This is a genomic window from Limnochorda sp. LNt, assembly GCF_035593265.1.
In the GTDB taxonomy this organism is placed as follows: domain Bacteria; phylum Bacillota; class Limnochordia; order Limnochordales; family Geochordaceae; genus Geochorda; species Geochorda subterranea.
The window spans coordinates 2,094,719-2,114,788 of the sequence record NZ_CP141614.1; the positions used below are offsets into that span (position 1 = coordinate 2,094,719).

Below are 20,070 nucleotides of genomic sequence, written 5' to 3' on the forward strand. Positions count from 1 at the left end.
GTCGCAAGCCGCGACGATGGGGCCGGGGATGCCCGGGCCCCGGGGTTGTGCCGTCGGGGCCTTTGCCCGGCTCCCGGGCGGGGCGCGACCGCCCGGCGCTCTGCCGCACTGGCTACAGGGGTTCCGTGTGCTTGCAGGCGGGGTAGCGGCTGCAGGAAAGGAAGGCCCCATTCTTCCCCCAGCGGGCCCTGAGCCGCCTCGAGCCGCAGGTGGGACACTCCAGCTCCAGGGCGTCGACGGCCGCTTGGACGACCGGCCTCGGCAGATTGACCGTCCCCTTGCAGCGAGGGCTGGTGCAGCCGAAAAAGGGACCGTAGCGGCCGAAGACGAGCCGAGTGGGCCGCCCGCACGTGGGGCACGGCGGCGGCGAGCCTCGGGCCTGCAGCGCCGCTTTCAGCCGTTGCCGCCTGGCCTGGAGGGCCTCCTGCCGCTCGCTGTGCTCGACCAGGGCGGTGGCGCCGGTCACCTCTGCCAGGCGCCCCACAACGCCCGGGTCGGCGAAGCGCATCATCCACTCGGTCGACCGGCTGTGTGACAGGATGTTGAGGCTGGCGAACCACGCGACCTCCCCATCGATCACGGCCAGCTTCTCGTGCAGCCCAGAGCGCGGGATCACCCGTACGCCGACCCGTGCCAGCTCCTGCCGCAGGCTGGCGCCGTCCGCCTCTTCGCCACCGGCCGGCCGGCTCACCACGGAGACCTGGACTCCCCGCTCCACGGCCGCCCGCAGATGAGGCGCCATGTCGGCGAGCCGGTTGGGGTGGATGTAGGGGCTGTACAGCACGACGTACCCCCGGGCGGCCGTGAGGTCCCTGCGAAAGGCGGGGTAGAAGCTGCTCTCGTCGTAGAGAACGAGTTCGAGGCCCGCCGGGAGGGGCGTCCCGGCGCGGTTGACGACACCGGCCAGGGCCAACACATCGGGGTCGTCGTGCCCGCCCAGGATGCCCCGGGCATCCAGCCAGCGGCCGTGGCGGCCGAGGTAGCCCAGGAGTTCGGTCAACGAGTGGCCTGGCGTGAGCCGCCTAAAATGGGCGGTGTGGGCCACCACGATGAGCTTGCCTCGGGCCCGAGAACAGGCCACGTTGAGCAGGCGGGTCGCCGGAGAGACGTACCTTCCCTTGAGCAGGCGGCCGATGGGGTGGGGCGGCCCGTCGACCAGGTCCAGGACGATGACGTCCTGCTGGTCCCCCTGGAAGCTGTGGACGGTCGCGACCCGGACCCGGTCGAGGGCGAGACCGTGTCGCTCCGCCAGAGCCTGCAGCAGGCGCACCTGGGCCCGGTACGGAGCCACGAGGCCCACCGTGATGGCAGGGTGGCTCTGCGCGGCCAGAGCCGCCAGCCGGACGGCCACGACGGCGCTGTAGAGGTTGTAACGGGAGCGGGAGCCGACCGGCCGGGCACACCACGGGTTGGCGTCGGAGGTGTCGCAAAGGACGAGGGGATGCCCGGACTCGGGCAGGGCATCAAGCCCGCGCTTCACGTCGTCGCTGCGCGCGTCGACCTCGTGCTGCAGCCGGTTGCCGTCCCGCTCGTAGACCAGGGCGTTGACCAGATCCCCGATGAGGGGATGCATGCGGTACTGGCGGCACAGGCCGGCCAGTGTCGGGTCGTCCCTGTTCACCCGCTGATCCGGGTCGACGACACCCGCCTCTTCAAAGACGTCCCGGGTGAGCCATCAGTAAGCCCGTGGGTAACGGTCCCGGTCGTCGCCCGCCGCGATGGGCGGGAGCTGCGGGAAATCGCCAGCCACCACCACCCGCCGCCTCCCCATGAGCGCGGCCAGCCACAGGTACGGAATCGGCACGACGCTGGCCTCATCCACTACCACCGTGTCGTACGGCTCCGCGAGAAGGTCCTCCATGATGGACAGCCGAGCCAGGGTCGCGGCCACTACCTGGGTCTCCTCCAGGATGACGCGGCTAAGGCTGGCGATGGCCGCGGCGATCTCGGCGAGGCGGCGGACGGTACCCTCCAGCGCCTCCGACGATTCTCGATGGCGGCGTCCCAGCTCCGCCTCGTCGGAATGACCTCCAGGCGTTGCCGACGAGCCAGCGCCTCGCGAAGTACTCGGCCACCGAACTCGGGCAGAGGGTGGAGGGGAAGCGCAGCAAGACCAGTCCCGCTGGGGTCCAACCTTGTTCACCCAAGCGCCCGAAGTCCAGGTCCTGCGTCACGATGATGCGGCCCTCGGTCGTCGCCATGGATTTGCTGGGTCACGGCCCATCGGACGGACTCATCCACGAGAAAGCGCAAGGAACCCTTTCTCGCTGAAGATCTCGGCCGCAAGCGCCGGGCAGGCCCTCACCTGTTCGTCCGTGCTCCCATAAGCGGCGGCCACTTCCTCGATGGACGCGCCGGTGGCCAGTCTGCCCACGACCAGATGGACCGGGACTCGGGTGCCCCGGATGACCGGCTTGCCTCTCAGGAGAGCCCCAAGACGGAGGGCCTGCGATCGATCACGCTCGCTGGCCGAAGCGCTCCCAGGAGACCGCCTCGTCCAACGCCTTCTTGACGCCCTTGCGCCGTGAGCGGCCCGCGTCGGCGGGATAGCCGAACGCGAGGACGGTCAACACCGCCCATTCGCCCGGTAGACTGACAAGTTGGGCCACCCGGGCGGCGTCGAAGCCGCCGATCCAGCATATCCCGACGCCTTCGCTCCAGGCGGCCAGCTCCATCTGCTGCACGGCCTTGGCGCCATCGATCTGGTGGTAGCGGTTCTGGGGATCGACCGCCACGACCACGGCAAAGGCGGCCTGGGCGACGAAGCGCCCCGTGGAACACGCCTCGGCCAGGGCCCCCAGGCGCTGGCGGTCGCGGACGACGACGAAGTGCCACGGCTGGCGGTTGAGGGCGCTGGGAGCCAGCCGTCCGGCTTCCAAGGTGCGCCGGATGGTGGCCTCAGGCACCGGGTGCGGGCGGAAGTCGCGGATGGTCCGCCGGGTCCGGATGCACGTCCAAGTGTCCATATCTCGCACCCCTCCCTCTACCATCTTACCTGGGGGCCGTCGAGCGGCACCACGTCGGTCAGCTGTGGGCGGCCGAGGGTGAGGGTCCCTGTCTTGTCGATCATCACCGCGTCGGCGCCGGTCAGAAGCTCCAGGTAGCGGCCCCCCTCGATGAGCAGCCCCTTGCTCGCCGCTACACCCACCGAGGCCCACATGGCGCCGGGAGTCGCCAGGGCGAGCGAACACGCGCACGCAATGACCCGCACGGCTACCGTCCCCAAGGGACCTCGGGGCCACCAGGCTCAGTGCCGCCACCCCAAGCACCACGGGCAGGTAGTAGCCAGAGAAGCGATCGACCAGGCGCTGGATGTCGGCCCGATGGGCCTCCGCTTCCTCGACGAGCGGGATGATCCGGGCAAATGTGATGTCCGGCCCACGTGGATGTCCCGGATGCGTAGGCTGCCCAGGCGGGTCAGCGTGAAGGCGGACACCCTCCCGCCGAGCCCCACCTCAACGGGCCTGGACTCGCCCATGATGGTGGCAACGGCTGCATGATGCGCCTCGCCCCGGTGGCCGCTTGGGTCTACCCTGACGAGGAGGCGCCCAAACACCTTGACCGCCGACAGCCCCCGCACCACCCACGCGAAGCCGGAGCGCATAGACGCCTGGCGCCTGCTGGCGCGCATCGTGCCGCGGCCTTGGGTCCTGTTTTCGGGGTGCATCATACCAGCCCGCAGCTCAGGCCCAAGAAGCTGGAGGCGGCCCTTGTGCGCCTTGCGCAGCCTCGATCCGCACCTTCGCCGCTATCTCCCGAATGCGGCCGGCGTCCACCCCCAACGTCGGCGTAAGGTTGGCCACCTTAATCGACGAGCAAGCGACCGCGAAGCGCACGGCCGCTTCCAGGGGAGCACCCGTCGCCAACTCGCTGACGAGCCCTGCTGTGAAAGCGTCGCCGGCGCCGACGGCGTTGACCACCTCCACCTTCGGCGGGTAGAGGAACCAGGTCCCGGCCTTAGTGACTACACCGACCCTGGCAGCCCCGTCAGTGATGATGTGGGCCACAGAGTCTCGGAGTGAGGCCGAGGCTGCCTGCCAGAGGTCATGGGGTAGGTTCGGGCAGTGGCCAACGGCTTCCGAGTACTCAAGCCGGTTCGTCTTGAGGTAGGTTGGTGCCGCCGCCCCCTGGAGCGCCGCCTCCAAAGGAGCGCCGCTGGTGTCAAGGACCGTGTTCACGCACCGTTGTCGGCAGAAGGTAACCATGCGGGTGTAGAGGTCGACCGGTGCTCCCGGAGGCAGGCTACCCGACAGCACCACCCATCGGGAGCGCGCCGCCTCGTCCACGAAGGCCCGCCAAAACCGCTCCACTTCCTCCGTGGTCACAGGCATTCCTTGCTCGTTGATCAACGTCTGGGTTCCGGATACCGGGTCCACGACGGTGTAACAGGTCCGGCTCTCCGCACCCACCGCTGTGAACCGCGGGGCACCCCCGAAGGTCCGAACCCCCTCCTCCAATTGCCGGCCGGCGTAGCCTCCTGCGAAGCCAAGAACCGTCGGACGGTGGCCCAGTTCCGCCAGGATACGCGCCACATTCAGTCCCTTGCCCCCGGCCAGGACCCGAAGGCTCTCGGCTCTGTGGACTCGTCCCTTTTCGAACCCAGGTACGACTGCGTGCCTGTCGATGGCCGGGTTCGGGCACACTACCGCAATCACTCAGTACCCCCCAAACCGACCCTCAGTACCGGGTGAACCAGTCGGTCTCCGGCGTCGGCGCCGAGGTGTCCAACCTCTCGGTCCACCCCTCCGACAGGATCACCCACGGTGCGCGGGTCGCCGCATTCAGGCGACTGCAAACCTCGAAAAGCTGCCCCGGGTCGGCCGCCCCGACCTTGCCGTCCGCCCGCAGGGCGCCCGGGAACTCCACCTTGAACAGGCCCAGCGAATACTGCGTCAGGTCACGCGCCGTCTCAACGAGGATTGCCGACGGTCAGCCTCCTGGGGCGGGCACTTGGCGTCTCAGATCGCTCCCTCTGTATCTTGGCTGGGACCCGGGCGCAGCTGTCCCGCCCATGGCGGCGCCTGCGCCCGGATCACTTTGAGACCGGTCCTCTGCAGGGAGAGCAGCTCCTTCTCGGGCAGCTCCCAGTCCGTGATCAGGATGTCGACTTGGCTCAGGGGCGCCGCCGAGGCGAAGCAGCTCTTGCCAATCTTGGAGCTGTCAGCGAGGACGATGGCCTGCTTCGAGTTGGCGATCATCGCCGCGCGAACCTCCGCCTCGGAGAGGTCCGTGGTGGTCAATCCCCTCGCCGGCGTGAGGCCCGTGGTGCTGATGAAGGCCTTGTCTGCGTACAGCTCCCCCAGCACCCGCGTGGCCAACGGCCCGACCAGGTGTCCCCTCCCCTTCTGGAAGGTGCCGCCGAGCACGATGATCTCGACGCCCTGCAGGCTCTGCAGGACGGGAATGTGGCCCAGGTCATTGACCACCACCGTCAGTCCCCTCTTGGCCTTCAGCAGCCGGGCAAGCTGCAGGACCGTCGTGCCCGCGTCGAGGATGATCGTGTCTCCGTCGTCGATCAACCGGAGAGCCTCGCGGGCAATCGCCTGCTTGTGTTCGATCCGCTTGCTCTCCCGCTGCGAGGTCGGCAGGTCGAAGCGGGCCTGCGTTACCGGGATTGCCCCTCCGTGGGTGCGGACCAGCAAGCCTTGCCTCTCAAGCGCCCGGAGGTCCTGTCGAATCGTCACATCCGACAGGCCGAAGCGGACGCTCAGGTCCTTGACCCAGACCTTCTGGCTCTCTTCCAGGAGCTCCAGGATGCGTCGATGGCGCTCCTCGGCGAACAGAGGGCTCTTCGCCCGCTCGGCCGAGCCCTTCTCCGCAGCGCTGGCATCCCTACTCGACGGGGCCTGCATTGACCGACTCCCTGCCCTGTGTTGGGCCCTCCGAACTTCCACGGCCGTGGCCGATCTCCACAACCACCTTGATGAACGAATCCTTTCGACCCAGGACGAGGTCGAAGGCCTGCGGCGCCTCTTCCAGGCTGAAACGGTGGGTGATCAGGCTGCGCAACCGTTCCTGGTCCCGGGCCACGTACTCGACGGCTTGCGCCCACTCCAATCCCGGGAAGGGGGTCCCGTAGGACATCCAAGCGCCTGTCAGGCTGAGCTCCTTCCGCATCACCTGATCGACGAGGTCCGGGGAGAGCACCAGGTCCTCGTGCGGCGTGCCGACGAGGACGATCCGGCCTCGTTTGGCTGCCATCCTCAGGGCGCGGCTTTGCGCGAGGGCGCTGCCCGAGCAGTCCACGATCACGTCGGCACCCCGGCCCGACGTCCTCTCCAGCACGACCTCGCTTGCTTCCGCGGCAGACACGTCCACGACCTGGTCCACCCCCAAGAGCTTCGCGAAGCGGAGCCTTTTGCCGACCTTGTCGGTAGCGATCACCGGACAGGCGCCCAGCACTCGGGCCGCGTAGACGGTCAACAGCCCGATCGCCCCGCTTCCCAGCACGACCACGGACTTGCCCGAGACGTCACCCGCCTTGCGCAGCGCGTGGAACGCAACGCTCAACGGCTCCACGAGGGTCGCCGTGATCAGGTCGACTCCCTCCGGCAGGCGCACGAGGTTCTTGGCCGGCACGGACAGGTACTCGGCCATCCCTCCGTGGCGCCGGGAACCGATGAAGCTGTACGACTCGCACAGGCCGTAATCTCCCGCTGCGCAATAGGAGCACCGGTGACAGGGTATTAGGGGGATGACCACCACAGGGTCGCCGGGGGTGAGATCGCGGAAGCGCGCGCCGGCATCGATCACCTCTCCGGTGCACTCGTGGCCGGGAACGAGGTTGTCCCACCGGGGGCTGCGGCTAGCAAGCCGGAAGGCGTCCGAGCCGCAGATCCCACATGCCCGAACCCGCACCAGCACCTCATCCTCGCCGGGGGCCGGGACTTCCATCTCCGTCACCGATACCGAGCCGGGCGCGACCTTCACGGCTCCTCGCATTTTCACAGGAGTCTGGTCCCCTTTCGGGCCAGGCGTCTCCAGTGGCTTTCCACGGCGGCGATCGACCGAGCCAAAACGACCTCCTCGCTCATGTTCGCCTGCGCCCCCGGCTCGAGCACCAGCTCACCGGAGTAGCCCAGGGCCCCCAGCGTCTCGAAGAAGGCATCCCAGTCCAGGACCCCGTCGCCCGGCGCCAGGTGTTCGTCGCTGGCGAACGGGTTGTCAGGCTTCGGCCCGTGGTTATCCGACAAGTGGATCGACTTCACCAGAGGGAAGAGCCGCTTCAGCGACTCGGAGGGGTCGTGCCCGTTCACCAGGGCATGCCCGGTGTCGAAGCAGATCCCGACCCTGGGACTCGCCACCTGCTCCACCAGGCTGAGCAGCTCATCGGCGGAGTGGCCGAAGACGGCAGGCCCGAACCGCGGCAGGTTCTCCAGCAGCAGATCGAGGTGCTCCCGGTCAGCCGCGGCCGCCAGCTCCGCCACCGCCTCCACCAGCCGCTCTCTTGCGCCGTAGCGCGAGTCGGCCACCTCGTACCCGGCATGGAGCACCGCCGAGCTCGCACCGACGGCCGAGGCGACGCGGAGTCCCCGCTTGAGCCTGTCGAGCGCGTCGCGGTATTTCGGTTCGCTAGCGAGCACGATCTCCTCCTTGGGTAGGTGGAAGCCGGTTACCTGAAGTCGCCTCTCGACAACCAGCGCCCTCAACTGCTCCGGATCCTCGTCGGGACGCCAGTGGGTGTATTCCCCTCCGAAGATCTCCACTCTGCTCACACCGCCAGCCGCCAGGCGGGACAGCGCTGCGCTGAGCGGAAGGTGGTTGTACAGGTAAGTGGACACGGATATCCGCTTCTCCATGGCTGGTTGCCCTCCTATCGCGCAACGCAGGCTCCATGCGAACCGAATGGGCCGTACAGCACAAGGGGTCGCCGCGAGCGACCATGACCCGGCCCCGCAGTGTCCCGGCAACGCATCGCGGTCTACTCCTTCACAGCGCCAGCAGCCAATCCGCTGACGAAGTACTTCTCAAGGTACAGGAACAGCGCCACCATCGGGAGCGAGCCCAAGGTGGTGACAGCCATGATGTCCCCCCACGACACCCGCAGGGATCCGGCGTACAGCTGCGCTCCAACCGTAACGGTGAAGTTCTCCGGAGAGGTCATGAAGGTGCTCACGAACAGGAACTCGCTCCAAACCCGGACGAACGAGTACAGCACCGCCGCGCCGATGCCCGGAAGCGAGAGCGGAAGGATGATGGAGTGCAGGATTCGCAAAGTTGAACAGCCGTCGATCTCTGCTGACTCGTCGACCGCGGCGGGAATCCCGTCGAAGAAGCCTTTGAGTATCCATACGGAGAACGGCAGGATGTACGCGAGATCCGCAATGATGATTGAGAAGAGCTTGTTGAGCAATCCCACCCGCGCAAAGATCATGTACATCGGGATGATCAGGAGCGTGAGCGGCATCATGCGGGTCACCAGCAGCGAGTAGCCGGCCACGATACCCCAGCGGAACCGGAACCTGGACAGAGCATAGGCTGCGGGTACTGAGACCAGGATGCACAGCAGCGACGTCACTATGCCCACCAACATTGTGTTGAGCAGCCACCGGCCGACTGGGCTTTCGTGCCAGATCCGCTGATAACGGCCGAGCTCCAGGTCACCCGACTGAATCAGCACAGAAGGTGGAGTCCTGTAAACAGACCCCTCTGGCGTGAGCGACGTCTTCACCATCCAGTAGATGGGAAAGAGCGCGACGACGCACAGGATCAGGAGCAGCAGGTAGGCGCCGGGTGTACGTCTGTTCATAGCCTTAGTAGAACTCCTTAGCAAGCCGCGAGAGCAGTGTGACCACGAGCAGCACGCTGATGATCAGGCTAACCGTCCCGAGGGCGCTGGCGTAGCCCATGCGGAAGTATTGGAAGGCGTTTTTGTAAATCGCCAGCGCAAGGGTTTCCGTGGCGCCAGCGGGCCCCCCGCCGGTGAGGACCGCCACGAGATCGTACTGCCTGAAGGACATGAGGGCGCTGAGGACGACGCTGACGCCGACGAGCGGTCGAAGCGCCGGCAAGGTCACGTACCAGAACTTCTGCCACCCGTTGGCCTGGTCAAGCTCGGCGGCCTCATACAGCTCCTTGGGGATCATCTCCAGCCCCGCGGAGACCGTGATAAGAAAGAACGGATACTCGTGCCAGATGCCGGTCACAATCAAGGCCACCAGCGCAGCGGACGGGTTGTGGAACCAGCGGACGGGAGTTGCTCCCACCAGGTGGAGCAGGTGGTTCACCACGCCGGACTGGGGCTCGAACATCCACTTCCAGATGAGGGCGACAATCGCCGGCGGGATCACCCACGGGAGCGCGAGGGCAGTGCGAAAAAGGCGCCTCCCCCGGACCACAGCCCGCAGCAAGACCGCAGTCGCCAGCCCCACGACCGATGCAGAGGCTGTGACGACGACGGTGTATGTGATGGTCGTGGCTAAGGCTCTCCAGAACGCGCCCGACGTCGCTAGCTCATGGTAGTTCCGCAGGCTTGCTGGCCCCGACATCACGGGGTTGTAGGTGGGCACGTCGAAGAGGCTCATACGCACCGCGACGACGATCGGGTAGACGAAGATCGCCGCTATGATAAGCGTGGCTGGTGCCAGCAACGCCAGAGCAACCCCGCGTTTTCGCCAGCGCATCGTACCCGTCAGGACCATCCCATGCATCCCCGTCCCATACCGAAGTGGCATCCCCCGTGGCGAGGAGGGGGACGCGCCAACCACGTCGACCCACGTCCCCAGTTGGCGCGTCCTGGCCAGGGGCTGGACGACGGTGGCGGGGCGTGAGCCCCGCCCGCTACCGCCCGCGAATACTGCGCAGCTCCCGCTCCATCTCGGCCAGGATCGTCGAAGTGGGCAGGTCGGTGACAGCCAGCCTCATCAGCCCTCGCACCACGGTATCGGAGAACTGCGCGAACTCGACCTCGTATCCCCTGGGCATGAAACTCACCTCAGCCTCGGCGACCGCTTCGGCGAATACCTGCATCCCGAGGGAGCTGCGGCGCAGTTCCTCGGAGACAGCGCCCTTGCGGGGGGCCGGGCTTCCGGTCAGCTCGGAGTAGGCTTGCTGGTTTTCGGGGCGAGTTAGCTGGAAGATGAACTCCCACACTAACCGCTTCTTCTCAGGGCTCAGCGACGCCGGCATAGCGATCACGTTGCTCGGGCCGGAGGGAACGTGGGCGAACGGCACGCGGGCCACCTTGACGTAAGGCCGCACCTGCGGATCTGCATCCTTCACCATCGCCGCAACCCAGGAGCCGTCGATTAGCATCGCAGCGTTGCCTGCCATGAAGTGCTTGCGCGCCGCCACGTCGTCGAGCCCTTCCGGCGTCCACCCCGACTTCACGATCCGCCGCCATAGATCGATGGTCTCTTGGACCTTCGGCGAGCTGGTCAGCTGCAGCTGTCCGTTCGCATCTGTCCAGTGGGTGCCGTTTCCGATCAGCATCCACGTGACGAACATATAGGCCGAGCTGTGCTCCGCGGTGAACACTTCAAGCCCGAACTGGTCGGTGCGCCCGTCGCCGTTCGTGTCTTTCGTGAGCGCCTGCGCGGCGGCCACAAGCTCGGAGAGGTTGGAGGGAACCCCTATCCCGGCCTCTTCGAACATCTTCTCATTGTAGTACAGGCCGTAAGCGTACCCAAGCAGCATGAGCGCATAGGTCTTGCCGTTCCACGTCAGGGCGCTCTGTAGGGGCGACCAGGCCCGCGGGATATCCGTTCCGGAAAGGTAGGGGTCGAGAGGCTCAAGCCAACCCATGTCAGCAAAACGGTAATAGTAGCGGGCGGACAGGTGCACGATGTCCGGCGGATTGTTGGCCGCAAAGCGAGTGAGCAGGGTCTGGTGATGGGCCTCGTACGGGGCAGGGATCAGCTTGATCTCCACGTTCGGGTGTTCGGCTTCGAACTGTTCGATGTTCGCCTTCCACCACTCGGCGAAGCCGGGTTCGGTGGCCTGGTAAGAGGGAAACTCGAGCACCACCTTCTCGGCAGCCACGCTTGCCGGCACCATGCCCAGCAGCAGCACGACCGCGACCGCAATACAACATCGCAAGCGAGCCGACACGAAACCTTCCCCCCGATCCGGATGGGTTGTCGGGAGCCGTTGGGTATCATAACGTAACCTTCTATTTATGTCAAGTGCTATTGTATGCTTACGATTCGTGCCAGGGTTTTCCCGGAACCGGCAAGACTCCGCCTCGAACAGCGGTACCTACGAGCCGCGAGGGTCCGGCAGGCTGGGCCACTGGTAGACATTGCCGTGGTGGTGGCTATAGGGGTACGGGAGATGGGGGAACGGGAGGTCCTGGCGTTTACCATCGGACCTGGCCGAAAGCTACGGGTCCTCCATCGAGTTTTCTGCGGACGCTGGTGCACCGGGGACTCAAAAGCGTTCCACTGGTGGTCTGCGATGGCCATAAGGGCGAAAACGGGCTGTCCACTGGGAACGCCAACCAGTTGCCTTGCACCTCCTAGGCAACACGGCAGGCTGTCTCGTGGACGTGCGCACGGTGGAGGACGCCCAGCGGGGCCGACGGCGCCGGCCAGGTCCCCGCTCGGCCCATTCAGGCCACCAGCGGGCCTCGCGCAAGAGGATGGCCCGGCCCCGTTGGTGGGCGACAACGCTCTCTCCTCCGCATCCTGGGCCTGTCGCCCGTGCGGCAGGTCCAAGCGGCGAACGCGTCGGTTGGGAGGGAGGGTGGTCGTGCTCGACATCCGCGCCGCGCGATGCAGCGGCTGGCGCCATGCCCGGTCAAGTGCTCCCAGGCAGTGACGCCGACGAGGTGGAGCTGGCACCGCCGGAACTCGAGCGGATCCCACCCAACTGGCCCGCCCGGCGGCTGGTCCAACAGCACCTTCTCCGCCGGGTGACCGGACCGTCCGCCTGACCCGACGATATCACCTGGATACCGGCCGACCTGGCCCCGAAATACGGGTGCATTGCTTTTCAAGACGCTCTCTCGCCCGCCGACGACGAGGTCATCCTCGTCGGCATCAGCACCTTTCGCGACCCAGTCCATCATGACGAAGTGATGGCCCGGGTGGACGAAGACGAGCGGATTGTCATGCTCTATCGGCAGCTGACCCAGCTCATCGACGTCTCAAGAGTGGTTCGCGGGGAGTTCGACCGCACGGTCTGATCCGGTCAGGCTTCCTGACGCCGTCCACGAAGCGAGCCCGCATCTCGTCCGGACTACATGGGCCTTGGTCAGCCCAGCACCAGGACAGCTACGCCGGGGGTGGCAGCTACAGGTCCTCGGAGTGCCGGCACTCCGGATAGTGGCTGCAGGAAAGGAAGGCCCCATTCTTCCCCCAGCGGGCCCTGAGCCGCCCCGAGCCGCAGGTGGGACACTCCAGCTCCAGGGCGTCGACGACCGCTTGGACGACCGGCCTCGGCAGATTGACCGTCCCCTTGCAGCGAGGGCTGGTGCAGCCGAAAAAGGGCCCGTAGCGGCCGAAGACGAGCCGAGTGGGCCGCCCGCACGTGGGGCACGGCGGCGGTGACCCCCGCGCCTCCAGCATCGCTTGCAGCCGCTGGCGCTTGGCCCGGAGGGCGTCCCGCCGCTCGCTTCGCTCGACCACAGTGACGGCCCCCGTCACCTCCGCCAGGCGCTGCACCACCGGCGGATCGCCGAATCGCATCATCCACTCCGTCGAGCGGCTGTGGGAGAGGATGTTGAGACTCCCGAACCAGGCCACCCGCCCATCGATCACGGCCAGCTTCTCGTGCAGGTTGGAGCGCGGGACGATGTGCACGCCGATGCGGGCCAGCTCCTGGTGCAAGCCAACGCCGTCGCCCTCCGCGCCGCGCTCGAACCGGGTCACCACGGCGACCTGGACCCCCCGCTCCACGGCCGCCCGCAGATGGGGGACGAGCTGGGCGAGGCGATTGACGTGGATGTAGGGGCTGAAGATGACGACCTGGTGGCGGGCAGCCGCCAGGTCCTGGCGAAAGGCGGAGAAGAAGGCCGTCTCGTTGTAGAGAACAGGCTCGGCGCCTGACGGTAGTGGCGTGCCGTCCCGGTGGACGACGCCCGCCAGCGCCATCACGTCGGGGTCGTCGTGCCGGGCCAGGACGGCTCGGGCATCGAGCCAGCGGCCGTGGTGGCCGAGGTAGCCCAGCAGGTCGATCAACGAGTGACCCGCCGTCAGGCGCCCCAAGTGCGCGGTGTGGGCCACCACCACCAGTTTGCCCCTGGCGCGGGAGCAGGCCACGTTAAGCAGGCGGGTCGCCGGTGAGACGTGCCCTCCCTTGAGCATCCGGCCGATGGCGTGGGGCGGCCCATCGACCAGGTCGAGGATGATGACATCCTGCTGGTCGCCCTGAAACCGGTGGACGGTCGCGATCCGCACGCGGTCGGATGCAAGGCCGTAGTGCTCGGCCAGGGTTTGCAGCAGCCGCACCTGGGCCCGGTACGGTGTGACGAGGCCGACGGTGAGGGCAGGGTGGCTCCCTGCCGCCAGGGCCGCGAGTCGCACGGCTACCACGGCGCTGTAGAGGTTGTAGCGGGAGCGGGACATGTCCTTGGCGCACCAGGGGTTGGCGTCGGAGGTGTCGCAGAGGACCAGGGGATGGCCGGGCTCGGGAGGGGCATGAAGCCCGCGCCTCACGTGGTCGCTGCCTGCGTCGACCTCATGGTGCAGCTTGTTCCCATCCCGCTCGTAGACCAGCACGTTGACCAAGTCACCGATGTCGGGATGCATGCGGTACTGCCGGGACAGTTTGGCGAGGCGTTTGTCCTCCTCGCGTATCCGATGATCCGAGTCGAGGATGCCCGCCGCCTCGAAGACGTCTCGGGTTAGCCACCTGGCGGCTCGAGGGTAGCGCTTCTCATCCTCACCCATGGCGATGGGCGGGAGCTGCCGAAAGTCGCCGGCCACCACCACCCGACGCTTCGCCACCAGAGCTGCCAGCCATACGTACGGCACCGGTATGATGCTGGCCTCGTCCACGACCACGGTGTCGTACGGCTCCGCGAGGAGCTCATCCATGATGGAGAGCCGTGCCAGGGTCGTGGCCACCACCCGGGCTTCCCTGAGGATGACCCGGGCGAGGGCGGCGATGGCCGCGTCGATCTCGGCCAGCCGCCGCTGAGCGGACTGCAGCGCCTCGGTGGTCTCGCGCTGGCGCCGGCGCAGTTCGGCCTCGTCCGCCGTGACGCCGAGGCGCTCTCGACGGGCCAGCGCCGCCCGGTAGGCCGCCTCGGCCTGACGCAGAGCTGCCACTGCCACGTCCGCCTCTTGCTCCCGGACGACCGCCCGCTGGGCAGATGCCAGGCCCGCCTGCTCCGCCTCGGCGAGCTTCTGCCGGATGGTGGCGGGATGCATGCCCGTCAGGGCTCGGCGCAGCCAGCCCATGGCTTCGGCCTCTTGGAGACGGGCGCGCAACGCCGTTATCTGCGCGTGTGCGGCGGCTGCCTCCGAACGGGCCGCCTCCAGGGCCTGCTGTGCTTGAGTGTGAGCGTCACGTGCAGCCCGCAGGGCTGCATCGGCCTGGCGCACCCCTTCGAGCGCGCCCAGGGCCGCCTCGATGTCCTGAAGACGGCGCTCCAGGTCCTCCTTGCGGCGCTCTGCCGCTTGCCGCTCCGCCTGCAGACTGGCCGACCGGCGCTCCACGATGGCGTCCAGGGTGTTTTGTTGCACAAGCTCGGAACGGCGCTGGGGAGTGCCGACCCGCACGGCCGCACCCTGCTCGCGGGCGTCGGGCGACAACTGCTCGGCCACCGGCTCGAAGGCCACATCCACGGCGGCGTTGGTGTGCGACGCGATAAGTACTCGCTCCCCCGCGGCGACGAGCTCCTCGACCAACCGGGCCAGGGTGCTGGTCTTGCCGGTGCCGGGCGGGCCCCAGATAAAGGCGACCTCCTGGCCGAGGGCCTTTCGGATGGACGCCTGCTGCTCGGGATTGAGCGGTCGCTCGGCGCCCACACCCCCTGCGCCAGCCGACACTCCAGGCGACGATGCGGCCGCAGGCTGGGATGGCCGGAGCGGTCGACGCGCCCGAGGCGGCGGCGAGGCCGATGGATCGTCCTGCCATCTCGCTCACCCAGCCGCTCCGGGGACGCTCGGCGCCTGCGCTCGGGCGGGGGTGGCGGGTCGGTCGTCCTACAATAGCTGGATTGACTGCGCCCACCCCCCACCGGCCCCTACCCCGCCATGGCGGCGGGTCCGGCGGTCGACGTCGCTGGCCAGTTGGCGTAGCGACGCCAGGTACGCCGTTGTGGGCGGAGCCTTTCAAGCCCCGACAGGAAGTGGACGACCATCGAGAATGGGGACCGATGCGTGGCGAGAAATCCACCAATCCGATGTCGTCCCAGGGACTGCCCCCTTGCACCGGCACGTGGGCACACAAAAGGGAGCGATTACCATGGGATCGTCTGCAAGCGACTTGGATGCTGCGCTGTCGACCTTCGCATCGTTGGCGGCGACTGCGGTAACCAGGGAGGATGGGTTCCTACGGGACTGTCTTGACGCATACACGAGGCAGCACGGCTATTACAAAAGCTGGCCGCACGGGATAGCGTCCCTGTACGAGCAGGCCCTGGTCTATGTCATCTTGCAGGAACTCCTGAGCTCCCGCTTCCCTTATGAGGTCGGATGGGAGCAACCCTATCCGGGCCATCCGACCCATCGGGCCGACCTTTTCATCAATGCGGGTAACGAGCCGCTGGCCTGCATCGAGTGCAAGATTTGGTTCAGTGAGGACGGGGCCGAGATCCGGCGCGATCTCGAGAAGATGGCCTCTCTCCCGGCCGGCGTGAGGCGATGTGTGCTGCTCTTGTTCTGGAACGAGACAACGGAGCAAATAGATGAGAACGTCGGCTGGCTGCGCAACACGCTTGGCCTGACAGCAGTCTCTCCATCACCCTGCAAGTTCCGCACGAAGGTGTTGCATAAGGGCGAACCTCGTGACGCCATTGCTGCCATCGGCCTGTTGGAGCACATGGGATAGCCGGGAGTGCCTACCGGGATGGCCGCTGGGCGCCGGCCCACTCGATCCAGCGCTGGGCCAGGGCCCGGGCGCGGCGGCGCTGGGCGCGCTCGACCAGTGCTGCCACCGTGGCGATCGCACCTCCGATGCCGAAGGCGAAGGGCAGATACAGCCACCAAGGAAGCTCACGCACCGCCCCCCAGATGAGCAGCGCAAGCCCGCCCAGGCCGAGCGGCACGTAGAGCAGCAAGGGCCACAGCGTGTCGTACCAGATCCAGTAGAGCTGGATGTCGACGAGCCGCTCGAAGTCCTCGGGCTTGCCGCTTCGGGCCAGGCGTGAGCAGATCTGCTCGTGGCGGATGACCCGCAAGTTTCGGGCAGCGCCGTATTGGAACAGGAGCTGAAGGATCCGGTCCCAAGGGACCATCGGCTGCACTGGGAGGCATTGCCGCTGCTCGTCTTCGTGCCGGTCGGCGCATCCCTGGTGGGCTGCGTCGTCCTGCTGCGCTATCACCCGGACGGCACGCCGCGGCCCCTGCTGTGGACGGGGCTCGGGCTGCAGCTGGCGGCGCACCTGCTCACGGTGGCGATGTGGGGCCGGTGGCAATCGCTGGGACCTGGACACCCTCTTCGACCTGTTCGCCGAGGACGCCGTCTACTGCGGCACGCACCGGGCGCTCGAGGGGCGTGACGCCATTCGGAGGATGTACGAGGCGTCACGGGCGCAGGGCCAGGCGGCCGGTCTGGTGGCCCGGGTCGTGCCGCTCCTCTGCGGGGCGTGGGCGGTGGGGCTGTACCGGCGTGGCGGGCCCGGCGGCCAGACCGGCAGCGGCCACCTGGTCGCCATCAACCACGTGGACGTCCGGGCAGGCCGCATCCTCGCGCACGACCTGGTCGAGGGCGAGGCAGCGGCGGAGGAGATCGCCCGAATCTGAAGGAGATCGAGGGCGTCCACCATGACCAGGCTCGTTGAGGCGGCTGGGGTGCCTTGCAGTCCCTCGCTCAACTCCGATATCCTGGAGCAGGAAGCGCCACATCAAGCGCCAAGGTGGCCACAAGAAGTATGACCTCGGTCCGTCGGGGACGTCCCGGATCCCCCTCTCGCACAGTCAGGTCACGAAAGGGCTCGGGGACAACAGCCGACGAACGGCTGCTCGCGCAGATCGCAGCGACCGTGAGGCGAGTGGTGCCGGGGGCCGAGGTCATTGTATTCGGTTCGAGAGCCCGAGGTGAAGCGGATCCCGAGTCCGACTGGGATGTCCTGGTCCTGGTAGATGAACCTGCCACCCCGGCTCTCTATGATCGCATCCACAGACCCCTGTACGGTCTGGGCCTCGCGAACGACATGGTCATCAGTCTCATCGTCCAGGACCGCCGGGCTTGGGAGAGTCCCGCCGTACGCGCTTCGCCACTTTACCGAAACGTACGCCGGGAAGGCCGTTGGCTGTGACGAAGACAAACGACATGGCCCCTCTCGTACGGTATCGGCTCGCTCGGGCGCTGGAGACGCTGGACGAGGCTCGACTACTCTTTGAGAACGGCAAACTCCACGGCTGTGTCAATCGATTGTATTATGCGTGTTTCTATGCGGTCGAGGCCTTGCTGCATTCAGAAGGGAGAACCGCGTCGAAGCATTCAGGAGTCCAGTCGCTATTCAACCGTTGGTGGGTCAAGCCCGGCCGTATCCCGAGGGACTTCGGAGAGTTCTACAATAAGATGTTTAGCATCCGCTCGGCCAGTGACTACGGCATCGATCCACAGCTCGAAAGGGCCCAAGTCGAGCAGTGGGTGCAGGAAGCTGAGCGCTTCGTCACCACCGTGTCGAGCCAGATTCACGGTTGGCTCCGAGCGAACGAGCCGAAGAGCAACGCGTGAGATTCCCGAAAACACCCGTCCCGGGTCACCGACTCCCAGCGAGCTTCCAGACGTCATCCGCCCGACCCGGATACCGGCAACGGTCGGTCGGTATCGCGAGGAGGCGTCCGCCCCATGGCGTCACGCTTCGCCCGCTGGCCGGCGGGGGTGCAGGCGGCCGTCTCGCTCACCTTCGACGATGCGCTGGACTCCCAGCTGGCAGTGGCGGTGCCGCTGCTGGAGGCGTACGGCGTGAGGGGCACCTTCTACGTCAACCCGGGGCCCGGCAGCCGCTTCGAGCGCGACCTCGCTCGGTGGCGGGCGGTGCACCAGCAGGGCCACGAACTGGGCAACCACACCCTGCGCCACCCCTGCAGCGGGGAGCACCCCTTCGTCGAGCCGGGCCAGGCCCTGGAGCGGTGGAGCCTGGCCGAGATCGAGGCGGACGTGCTGGCCGCCTCGGCTCGGCTGCGGGCGCTGGTGCCGGCCATCGGGCGCTTCAGCTTCGCCTACCCGTGCGGGGAGAGCTTCGTGGGCGGGGGGCCCCGGCGGCAGTCATACGAACCGGTCATCGCCCGCCACTTCACCGTGGCCCGCGCCCTGGGCGGGGCCGGCAACGACCCGGCCACCTGCCGGCTGCATCGGCTGGAGTCGTGGGTGGTGCACGAGGTGGGGGCGCCCGAAGTGGTGGCGGCGGTGGAGCGGGCGGTGGCGGTCGGGCAGTGGGCCATCCTCTGCTTCCACGGGGTCGGGGGCGACTACCTGGCGGTGGAGCCCAGGGTGCTGCGGGGGCTGCTGCGCTGGCTGGCGGGCCTGCAGCCCCGGGTCTGGATCGACACGGTGCAGGCCGTGGGCGAGTATGTGGCGGCGGCCCGGGCTGACAGCCTGCGGGCCGGCACCGGCCAGACCTCCGGACGGTGGGCGGAGAGATGAGCAGCCTCAGGGAACGCGCGTGATGGCCCGCGAGTACCGGGGTCCCAGGCGAACCACGGTGAAGTGCGCGTCGAAACTGAAAGCCGTGCGGATGCCGAGCCTCTCCATGATGGCGAAGCTTACGCCGTCGGTCAGGCTAAAGCGCTGGTCCGAGAAGTGCGCAAGCACTTCGCTTGCCCGGTCGAAGTCGACCGGCGTGGGGACGATGTGCCGGACGCCCGCCGCTCGAAACGCGTCCCACCAGACGCGAGCGGCCTCGTGGCCCAGGCGTGACATGAGAAGGGTGAAGGTCTCCGCCAGGATGAGGTCCGTCGTCACGAGGTCTTCATGCGGGGCACGGCTCTGGTACCACCGCCGCGCCTCGGCGTGATGTACATCCGACCGATCCGCGAGGGCATACCAGCCTTCACGCTGTAGCTCTGCGTCCCTCCGGGGACGTAACCTGCGTTCGTCGTGAATGGGGGCCTGCTCGAAAATGACTCACCCTCTCTTCATGTGATTCAGGAGGATATTAGCGGTACACATCCCGACGGTGGCCAATGTGAAGCACCGTGATGCGTCGGCTTTCATCGTCGACGTCGTAAATGACCCGGTAGTCGCCAACTCGGAGGCGCCACCCGTCGCGACCGGCGAGCTTGCGGACGCCCGGTGGCCTTGGGTCATCAGCCAGGTCCCTTATGGCGTCGCGTACCCGCGGGTACACCTCGAGCGGCAGAGCAGCCATCTCCTTTTGGGCCCGTCGCAGAATGAACACGGAGTACCTCATCGGAACCTTTTTTCTTGCTCGATCTCGGCCACCGCTTGCTCAAACGGAATGGCCTCATCGCCCGACGCTTTTGCCGCGTCGTAGGCCCGGATCGACTCCAGCTCCTCTAGCTCATGCAGCATTTTCTCGTATTCGTCGGGATCGAGCACCACCCCCACGCGACGCCCCTGTTCGTCAACCAGGTAGCGCACCTCCGCAGCCATCCTTCCCACCGTCCTCCGTCCCCATCGTACCACGCCCAACCGCCGTGACCGGCAGGCCACCGCGCCTCGTTCAGCGGTTGCGGGGCTGCTCCATACGCCCCCCGGCGGGGCCATCTCTGCCCGCTCGCCTTCCACCCGTTCGTAGGGCTTGCCGGCCTCGGAGGCTTGGGCAAGTCATCGGCTGACGGCCGGTCGTGGTCGCCACCGGCACTCACTCCTGAGCCGAGTATACCACCGTCCCGCCGCGCGTCCGTTGCCGGCCACGAACGCTTCGGCGGGAACGACCTTCGATGCTCAAGACGTCGGGCCTGCGGAATGCCTTGCCCGACAGATGGACGCGTTGCGCCGAAGGAGTGCGGCCATTCAGCGCTGTCGATGGGGGACATCGGAGCAAGGGGT

25 protein-coding genes are annotated in these 20,070 nt (G+C 67.3%); 6 read left to right on the plus strand and 19 right to left on the minus strand.

All coding sequences use genetic code 11. The annotated features are described in order from the left end of the window. Positions 1 to 112: 112 nt before the first annotated feature. The 15 genes from VLY81_RS09955 to VLY81_RS10015 form a co-directional block, all read right to left on the minus strand. Positions 113 to 1,621, minus strand: coding sequence for an AAA domain-containing protein (locus tag VLY81_RS09955; protein ID WP_324668004.1), 1,509 nt, complete (start codon positions 1,619 to 1,621; stop codon positions 113 to 115). A gap of 54 nt (positions 1,622 to 1,675) precedes the next feature. Continuing rightward, positions 1,676 to 2,008: an AAA domain-containing protein gene (locus VLY81_RS09960; RefSeq protein ID WP_405001366.1), complete on the minus strand. Its 333-nt coding sequence runs from the start codon at positions 2,006 to 2,008 to the stop codon at positions 1,676 to 1,678. Further along, positions 1,920 to 2,201 carry a DUF5615 family PIN-like protein gene (locus tag VLY81_RS14755; protein ID WP_405001251.1) on the minus strand — a complete coding sequence of 94 codons (282 nt, stop codon included), beginning with the start codon at positions 2,199 to 2,201 and terminating at the stop codon, positions 1,920 to 1,922. The genes VLY81_RS09960 and VLY81_RS14755 overlap by 89 nt, the downstream gene beginning before the upstream one ends. Positions 2,202 to 2,233: 32 nt before the next feature. Continuing rightward, positions 2,234 to 2,548 carry a DUF433 domain-containing protein gene (locus VLY81_RS14760; protein ID WP_405001367.1) on the minus strand — a complete coding sequence of 105 codons (315 nt, stop codon included), beginning with the start codon at positions 2,546 to 2,548 and terminating at the stop codon, positions 2,234 to 2,236. Then, positions 2,457 to 2,966, minus strand: coding sequence for a nitroreductase family protein (locus tag VLY81_RS09965; protein WP_324668007.1), 510 nt, complete (start codon positions 2,964 to 2,966; stop codon positions 2,457 to 2,459). The genes VLY81_RS14760 and VLY81_RS09965 overlap by 92 nt, the downstream gene beginning before the upstream one ends. 17 nt (positions 2,967 to 2,983) lie before the next feature. Continuing rightward, positions 2,984 to 3,148 (minus strand): hypothetical protein, encoded by a 165-nt coding sequence (locus VLY81_RS09970; protein ID WP_324668008.1) that lies wholly within the window; start codon positions 3,146 to 3,148, stop codon positions 2,984 to 2,986. Positions 3,149 to 3,683: 535 nt separating this feature from the next. Beyond that, the gene (locus tag VLY81_RS09975; protein ID WP_324668009.1) at positions 3,684 to 4,655 is read right to left on the minus strand and encodes a 1-phosphofructokinase family hexose kinase; all 972 of its coding nucleotides are present in this window, start codon (positions 4,653 to 4,655) and stop codon (positions 3,684 to 3,686) included. Between the two features lie 22 nt (positions 4,656 to 4,677). Then, a complete protein-coding gene (locus VLY81_RS09980) occupies positions 4,678 to 4,866 on the minus strand; it encodes a hypothetical protein (protein ID WP_324668010.1) in 189 nt (62 codons plus the stop codon). Between the two features lie 92 nt (positions 4,867 to 4,958). Further along, positions 4,959 to 5,852, minus strand: coding sequence for a DeoR/GlpR family DNA-binding transcription regulator (locus VLY81_RS09985; protein WP_324668011.1), 894 nt, complete (start codon positions 5,850 to 5,852; stop codon positions 4,959 to 4,961). Then, the gene (locus VLY81_RS09990; protein WP_324668013.1) at positions 5,833 to 6,930 is read right to left on the minus strand and encodes a galactitol-1-phosphate 5-dehydrogenase; all 1,098 of its coding nucleotides are present in this window, start codon (positions 6,928 to 6,930) and stop codon (positions 5,833 to 5,835) included. Before VLY81_RS09990 ends, VLY81_RS09985 begins: the two co-directional genes overlap by 20 nt. 14 nt (positions 6,931 to 6,944) lie before the next feature. Further along, the gene (locus VLY81_RS09995; protein ID WP_324668014.1) at positions 6,945 to 7,781 is read right to left on the minus strand and encodes a sugar phosphate isomerase/epimerase family protein; all 837 of its coding nucleotides are present in this window, start codon (positions 7,779 to 7,781) and stop codon (positions 6,945 to 6,947) included. Between the two features lie 140 nt (positions 7,782 to 7,921). Then, positions 7,922 to 8,749 carry a carbohydrate ABC transporter permease gene (locus tag VLY81_RS10000; protein WP_324668015.1) on the minus strand — a complete coding sequence of 276 codons (828 nt, stop codon included), beginning with the start codon at positions 8,747 to 8,749 and terminating at the stop codon, positions 7,922 to 7,924. A 4-nt stretch (positions 8,750 to 8,753) separates the two neighbouring features. Then, positions 8,754 to 9,641: a carbohydrate ABC transporter permease gene (locus VLY81_RS10005; RefSeq protein ID WP_324668016.1), complete on the minus strand. Its 888-nt coding sequence runs from the start codon at positions 9,639 to 9,641 to the stop codon at positions 8,754 to 8,756. A gap of 139 nt (positions 9,642 to 9,780) precedes the next feature. Next, positions 9,781 to 11,010 carry an ABC transporter substrate-binding protein gene (locus VLY81_RS10010; RefSeq protein ID WP_324668017.1) on the minus strand — a complete coding sequence of 410 codons (1,230 nt, stop codon included), beginning with the start codon at positions 11,008 to 11,010 and terminating at the stop codon, positions 9,781 to 9,783. A gap of 1,220 nt (positions 11,011 to 12,230) precedes the next feature. Then, positions 12,231 to 14,912, minus strand: a complete 2,682-nt coding sequence (locus tag VLY81_RS10015; protein WP_324668018.1) for an AAA domain-containing protein — start codon at positions 14,910 to 14,912, stop codon at positions 12,231 to 12,233. A 439-nt stretch (positions 14,913 to 15,351) separates the two neighbouring features. Between VLY81_RS10015 and VLY81_RS10020 the strand changes: the two genes are divergently transcribed. Further along, the gene (locus VLY81_RS10020) at positions 15,352 to 15,936 is read left to right on the plus strand and encodes a hypothetical protein (protein ID WP_324668019.1); all 585 of its coding nucleotides are present in this window, start codon (positions 15,352 to 15,354) and stop codon (positions 15,934 to 15,936) included. Positions 15,937 to 15,946: 10 nt separating this feature from the next. Here the strand turns inward: VLY81_RS10020 and VLY81_RS10025 are convergent, their stop codons facing one another. After that, entirely contained in the window at positions 15,947 to 16,351 is a 405-nt protein-coding gene (locus VLY81_RS10025) for a hypothetical protein (RefSeq protein ID WP_324668020.1), read from the minus strand. A 9-nt stretch (positions 16,352 to 16,360) separates the two neighbouring features. On the opposite strand from VLY81_RS10025, the gene VLY81_RS10030 reads away from it, so the two are divergent. The 5 genes from VLY81_RS10030 (at position 16,361) to VLY81_RS10045 (ending at position 18,702) form a co-directional block, all read left to right on the plus strand. After that, a complete protein-coding gene (locus tag VLY81_RS10030; protein WP_324668021.1) occupies positions 16,361 to 16,606 on the plus strand; it encodes a hypothetical protein in 246 nt (81 codons plus the stop codon). Further along, positions 16,551 to 16,850, plus strand: a complete 300-nt coding sequence (locus VLY81_RS10035; protein ID WP_324670395.1) for a hypothetical protein — start codon at positions 16,551 to 16,553, stop codon at positions 16,848 to 16,850. Before VLY81_RS10030 ends, VLY81_RS10035 begins: the two co-directional genes overlap by 56 nt. Before the next feature lie 128 nt (positions 16,851 to 16,978). Continuing rightward, the gene (locus VLY81_RS14770) at positions 16,979 to 17,365 is read left to right on the plus strand and encodes a nucleotidyltransferase domain-containing protein (protein WP_405001252.1); all 387 of its coding nucleotides are present in this window, start codon (positions 16,979 to 16,981) and stop codon (positions 17,363 to 17,365) included. A 14-nt stretch (positions 17,366 to 17,379) separates the two neighbouring features. Continuing rightward, positions 17,380 to 17,790 carry a HEPN domain-containing protein gene (locus tag VLY81_RS10040; protein ID WP_324670396.1) on the plus strand — a complete coding sequence of 137 codons (411 nt, stop codon included), beginning with the start codon at positions 17,380 to 17,382 and terminating at the stop codon, positions 17,788 to 17,790. 114 nt (positions 17,791 to 17,904) lie between these two features. Further along, positions 17,905 to 18,702 (plus strand): polysaccharide deacetylase family protein, encoded by a 798-nt coding sequence (locus VLY81_RS10045; RefSeq protein WP_324668022.1) that lies wholly within the window; start codon positions 17,905 to 17,907, stop codon positions 18,700 to 18,702. A 6-nt stretch (positions 18,703 to 18,708) separates the two neighbouring features. Here the strand turns inward: VLY81_RS10045 and VLY81_RS10050 are convergent, their stop codons facing one another. Genes VLY81_RS10050 through VLY81_RS10055 form a run of 3 tightly spaced genes read right to left on the minus strand, consistent with a single transcriptional unit; the run spans position 18,709 to position 19,671 of the window. Continuing rightward, entirely contained in the window at positions 18,709 to 19,179 is a 471-nt protein-coding gene (locus VLY81_RS10050; protein WP_324670398.1) for a type II toxin-antitoxin system VapC family toxin, read from the minus strand. Between the two features lie 34 nt (positions 19,180 to 19,213). Beyond that, positions 19,214 to 19,468: a type II toxin-antitoxin system RelE family toxin gene (locus VLY81_RS14775; protein ID WP_405001253.1), complete on the minus strand. Its 255-nt coding sequence runs from the start codon at positions 19,466 to 19,468 to the stop codon at positions 19,214 to 19,216. After that, positions 19,465 to 19,671 carry a hypothetical protein gene (locus VLY81_RS10055; RefSeq protein WP_324668024.1) on the minus strand — a complete coding sequence of 69 codons (207 nt, stop codon included), beginning with the start codon at positions 19,669 to 19,671 and terminating at the stop codon, positions 19,465 to 19,467. The genes VLY81_RS14775 and VLY81_RS10055 overlap by 4 nt, the downstream gene beginning before the upstream one ends. Positions 19,672 to 20,070: the final 399 nt, after the last annotated feature.

Coding starts and splice junctions, on each gene's coding strand:
- VLY81_RS10005 (WP_324668016.1), bottom strand. CDS start 9,641: ATGGTCCTGACGGGTACGATGCGCTGGCGAAAACGCGGGGTTGCTCTG.
- VLY81_RS10045 (WP_324668022.1), top strand. CDS start 17,905: ATGGCGTCACGCTTCGCCCGCTGGCCGGCGGGGGTGCAGGCGGCCGTC.
- VLY81_RS10000 (WP_324668015.1), bottom strand. CDS start 8,749: ATGAACAGACGTACACCCGGCGCCTACCTGCTGCTCCTGATCCTGTGC.
- VLY81_RS10055 (WP_324668024.1), bottom strand. CDS start 19,671: ATGGCTGCGGAGGTGCGCTACCTGGTTGACGAACAGGGGCGTCGCGTG.
- VLY81_RS10040 (WP_324670396.1), top strand. CDS start 17,380: ATGGCCCCTCTCGTACGGTATCGGCTCGCTCGGGCGCTGGAGACGCTG.
- VLY81_RS14770 (WP_405001252.1), top strand. CDS start 16,979: ATGACCTCGGTCCGTCGGGGACGTCCCGGATCCCCCTCTCGCACAGTC.
- VLY81_RS09965 (WP_324668007.1), bottom strand. CDS start 2,966: ATGGACACTTGGACGTGCATCCGGACCCGGCGGACCATCCGCGACTTC.
- VLY81_RS14775 (WP_405001253.1), bottom strand. CDS start 19,468: ATGAGGTACTCCGTGTTCATTCTGCGACGGGCCCAAAAGGAGATGGCT.
- VLY81_RS09985 (WP_324668011.1), bottom strand. CDS start 5,852: ATGCAGGCCCCGTCGAGTAGGGATGCCAGCGCTGCGGAGAAGGGCTCG.
- VLY81_RS14755 (WP_405001251.1), bottom strand. CDS start 2,201: ATGGCGACGACCGAGGGCCGCATCATCGTGACGCAGGACCTGGACTTC.
- VLY81_RS10020 (WP_324668019.1), top strand. CDS start 15,352: ATGGGATCGTCTGCAAGCGACTTGGATGCTGCGCTGTCGACCTTCGCA.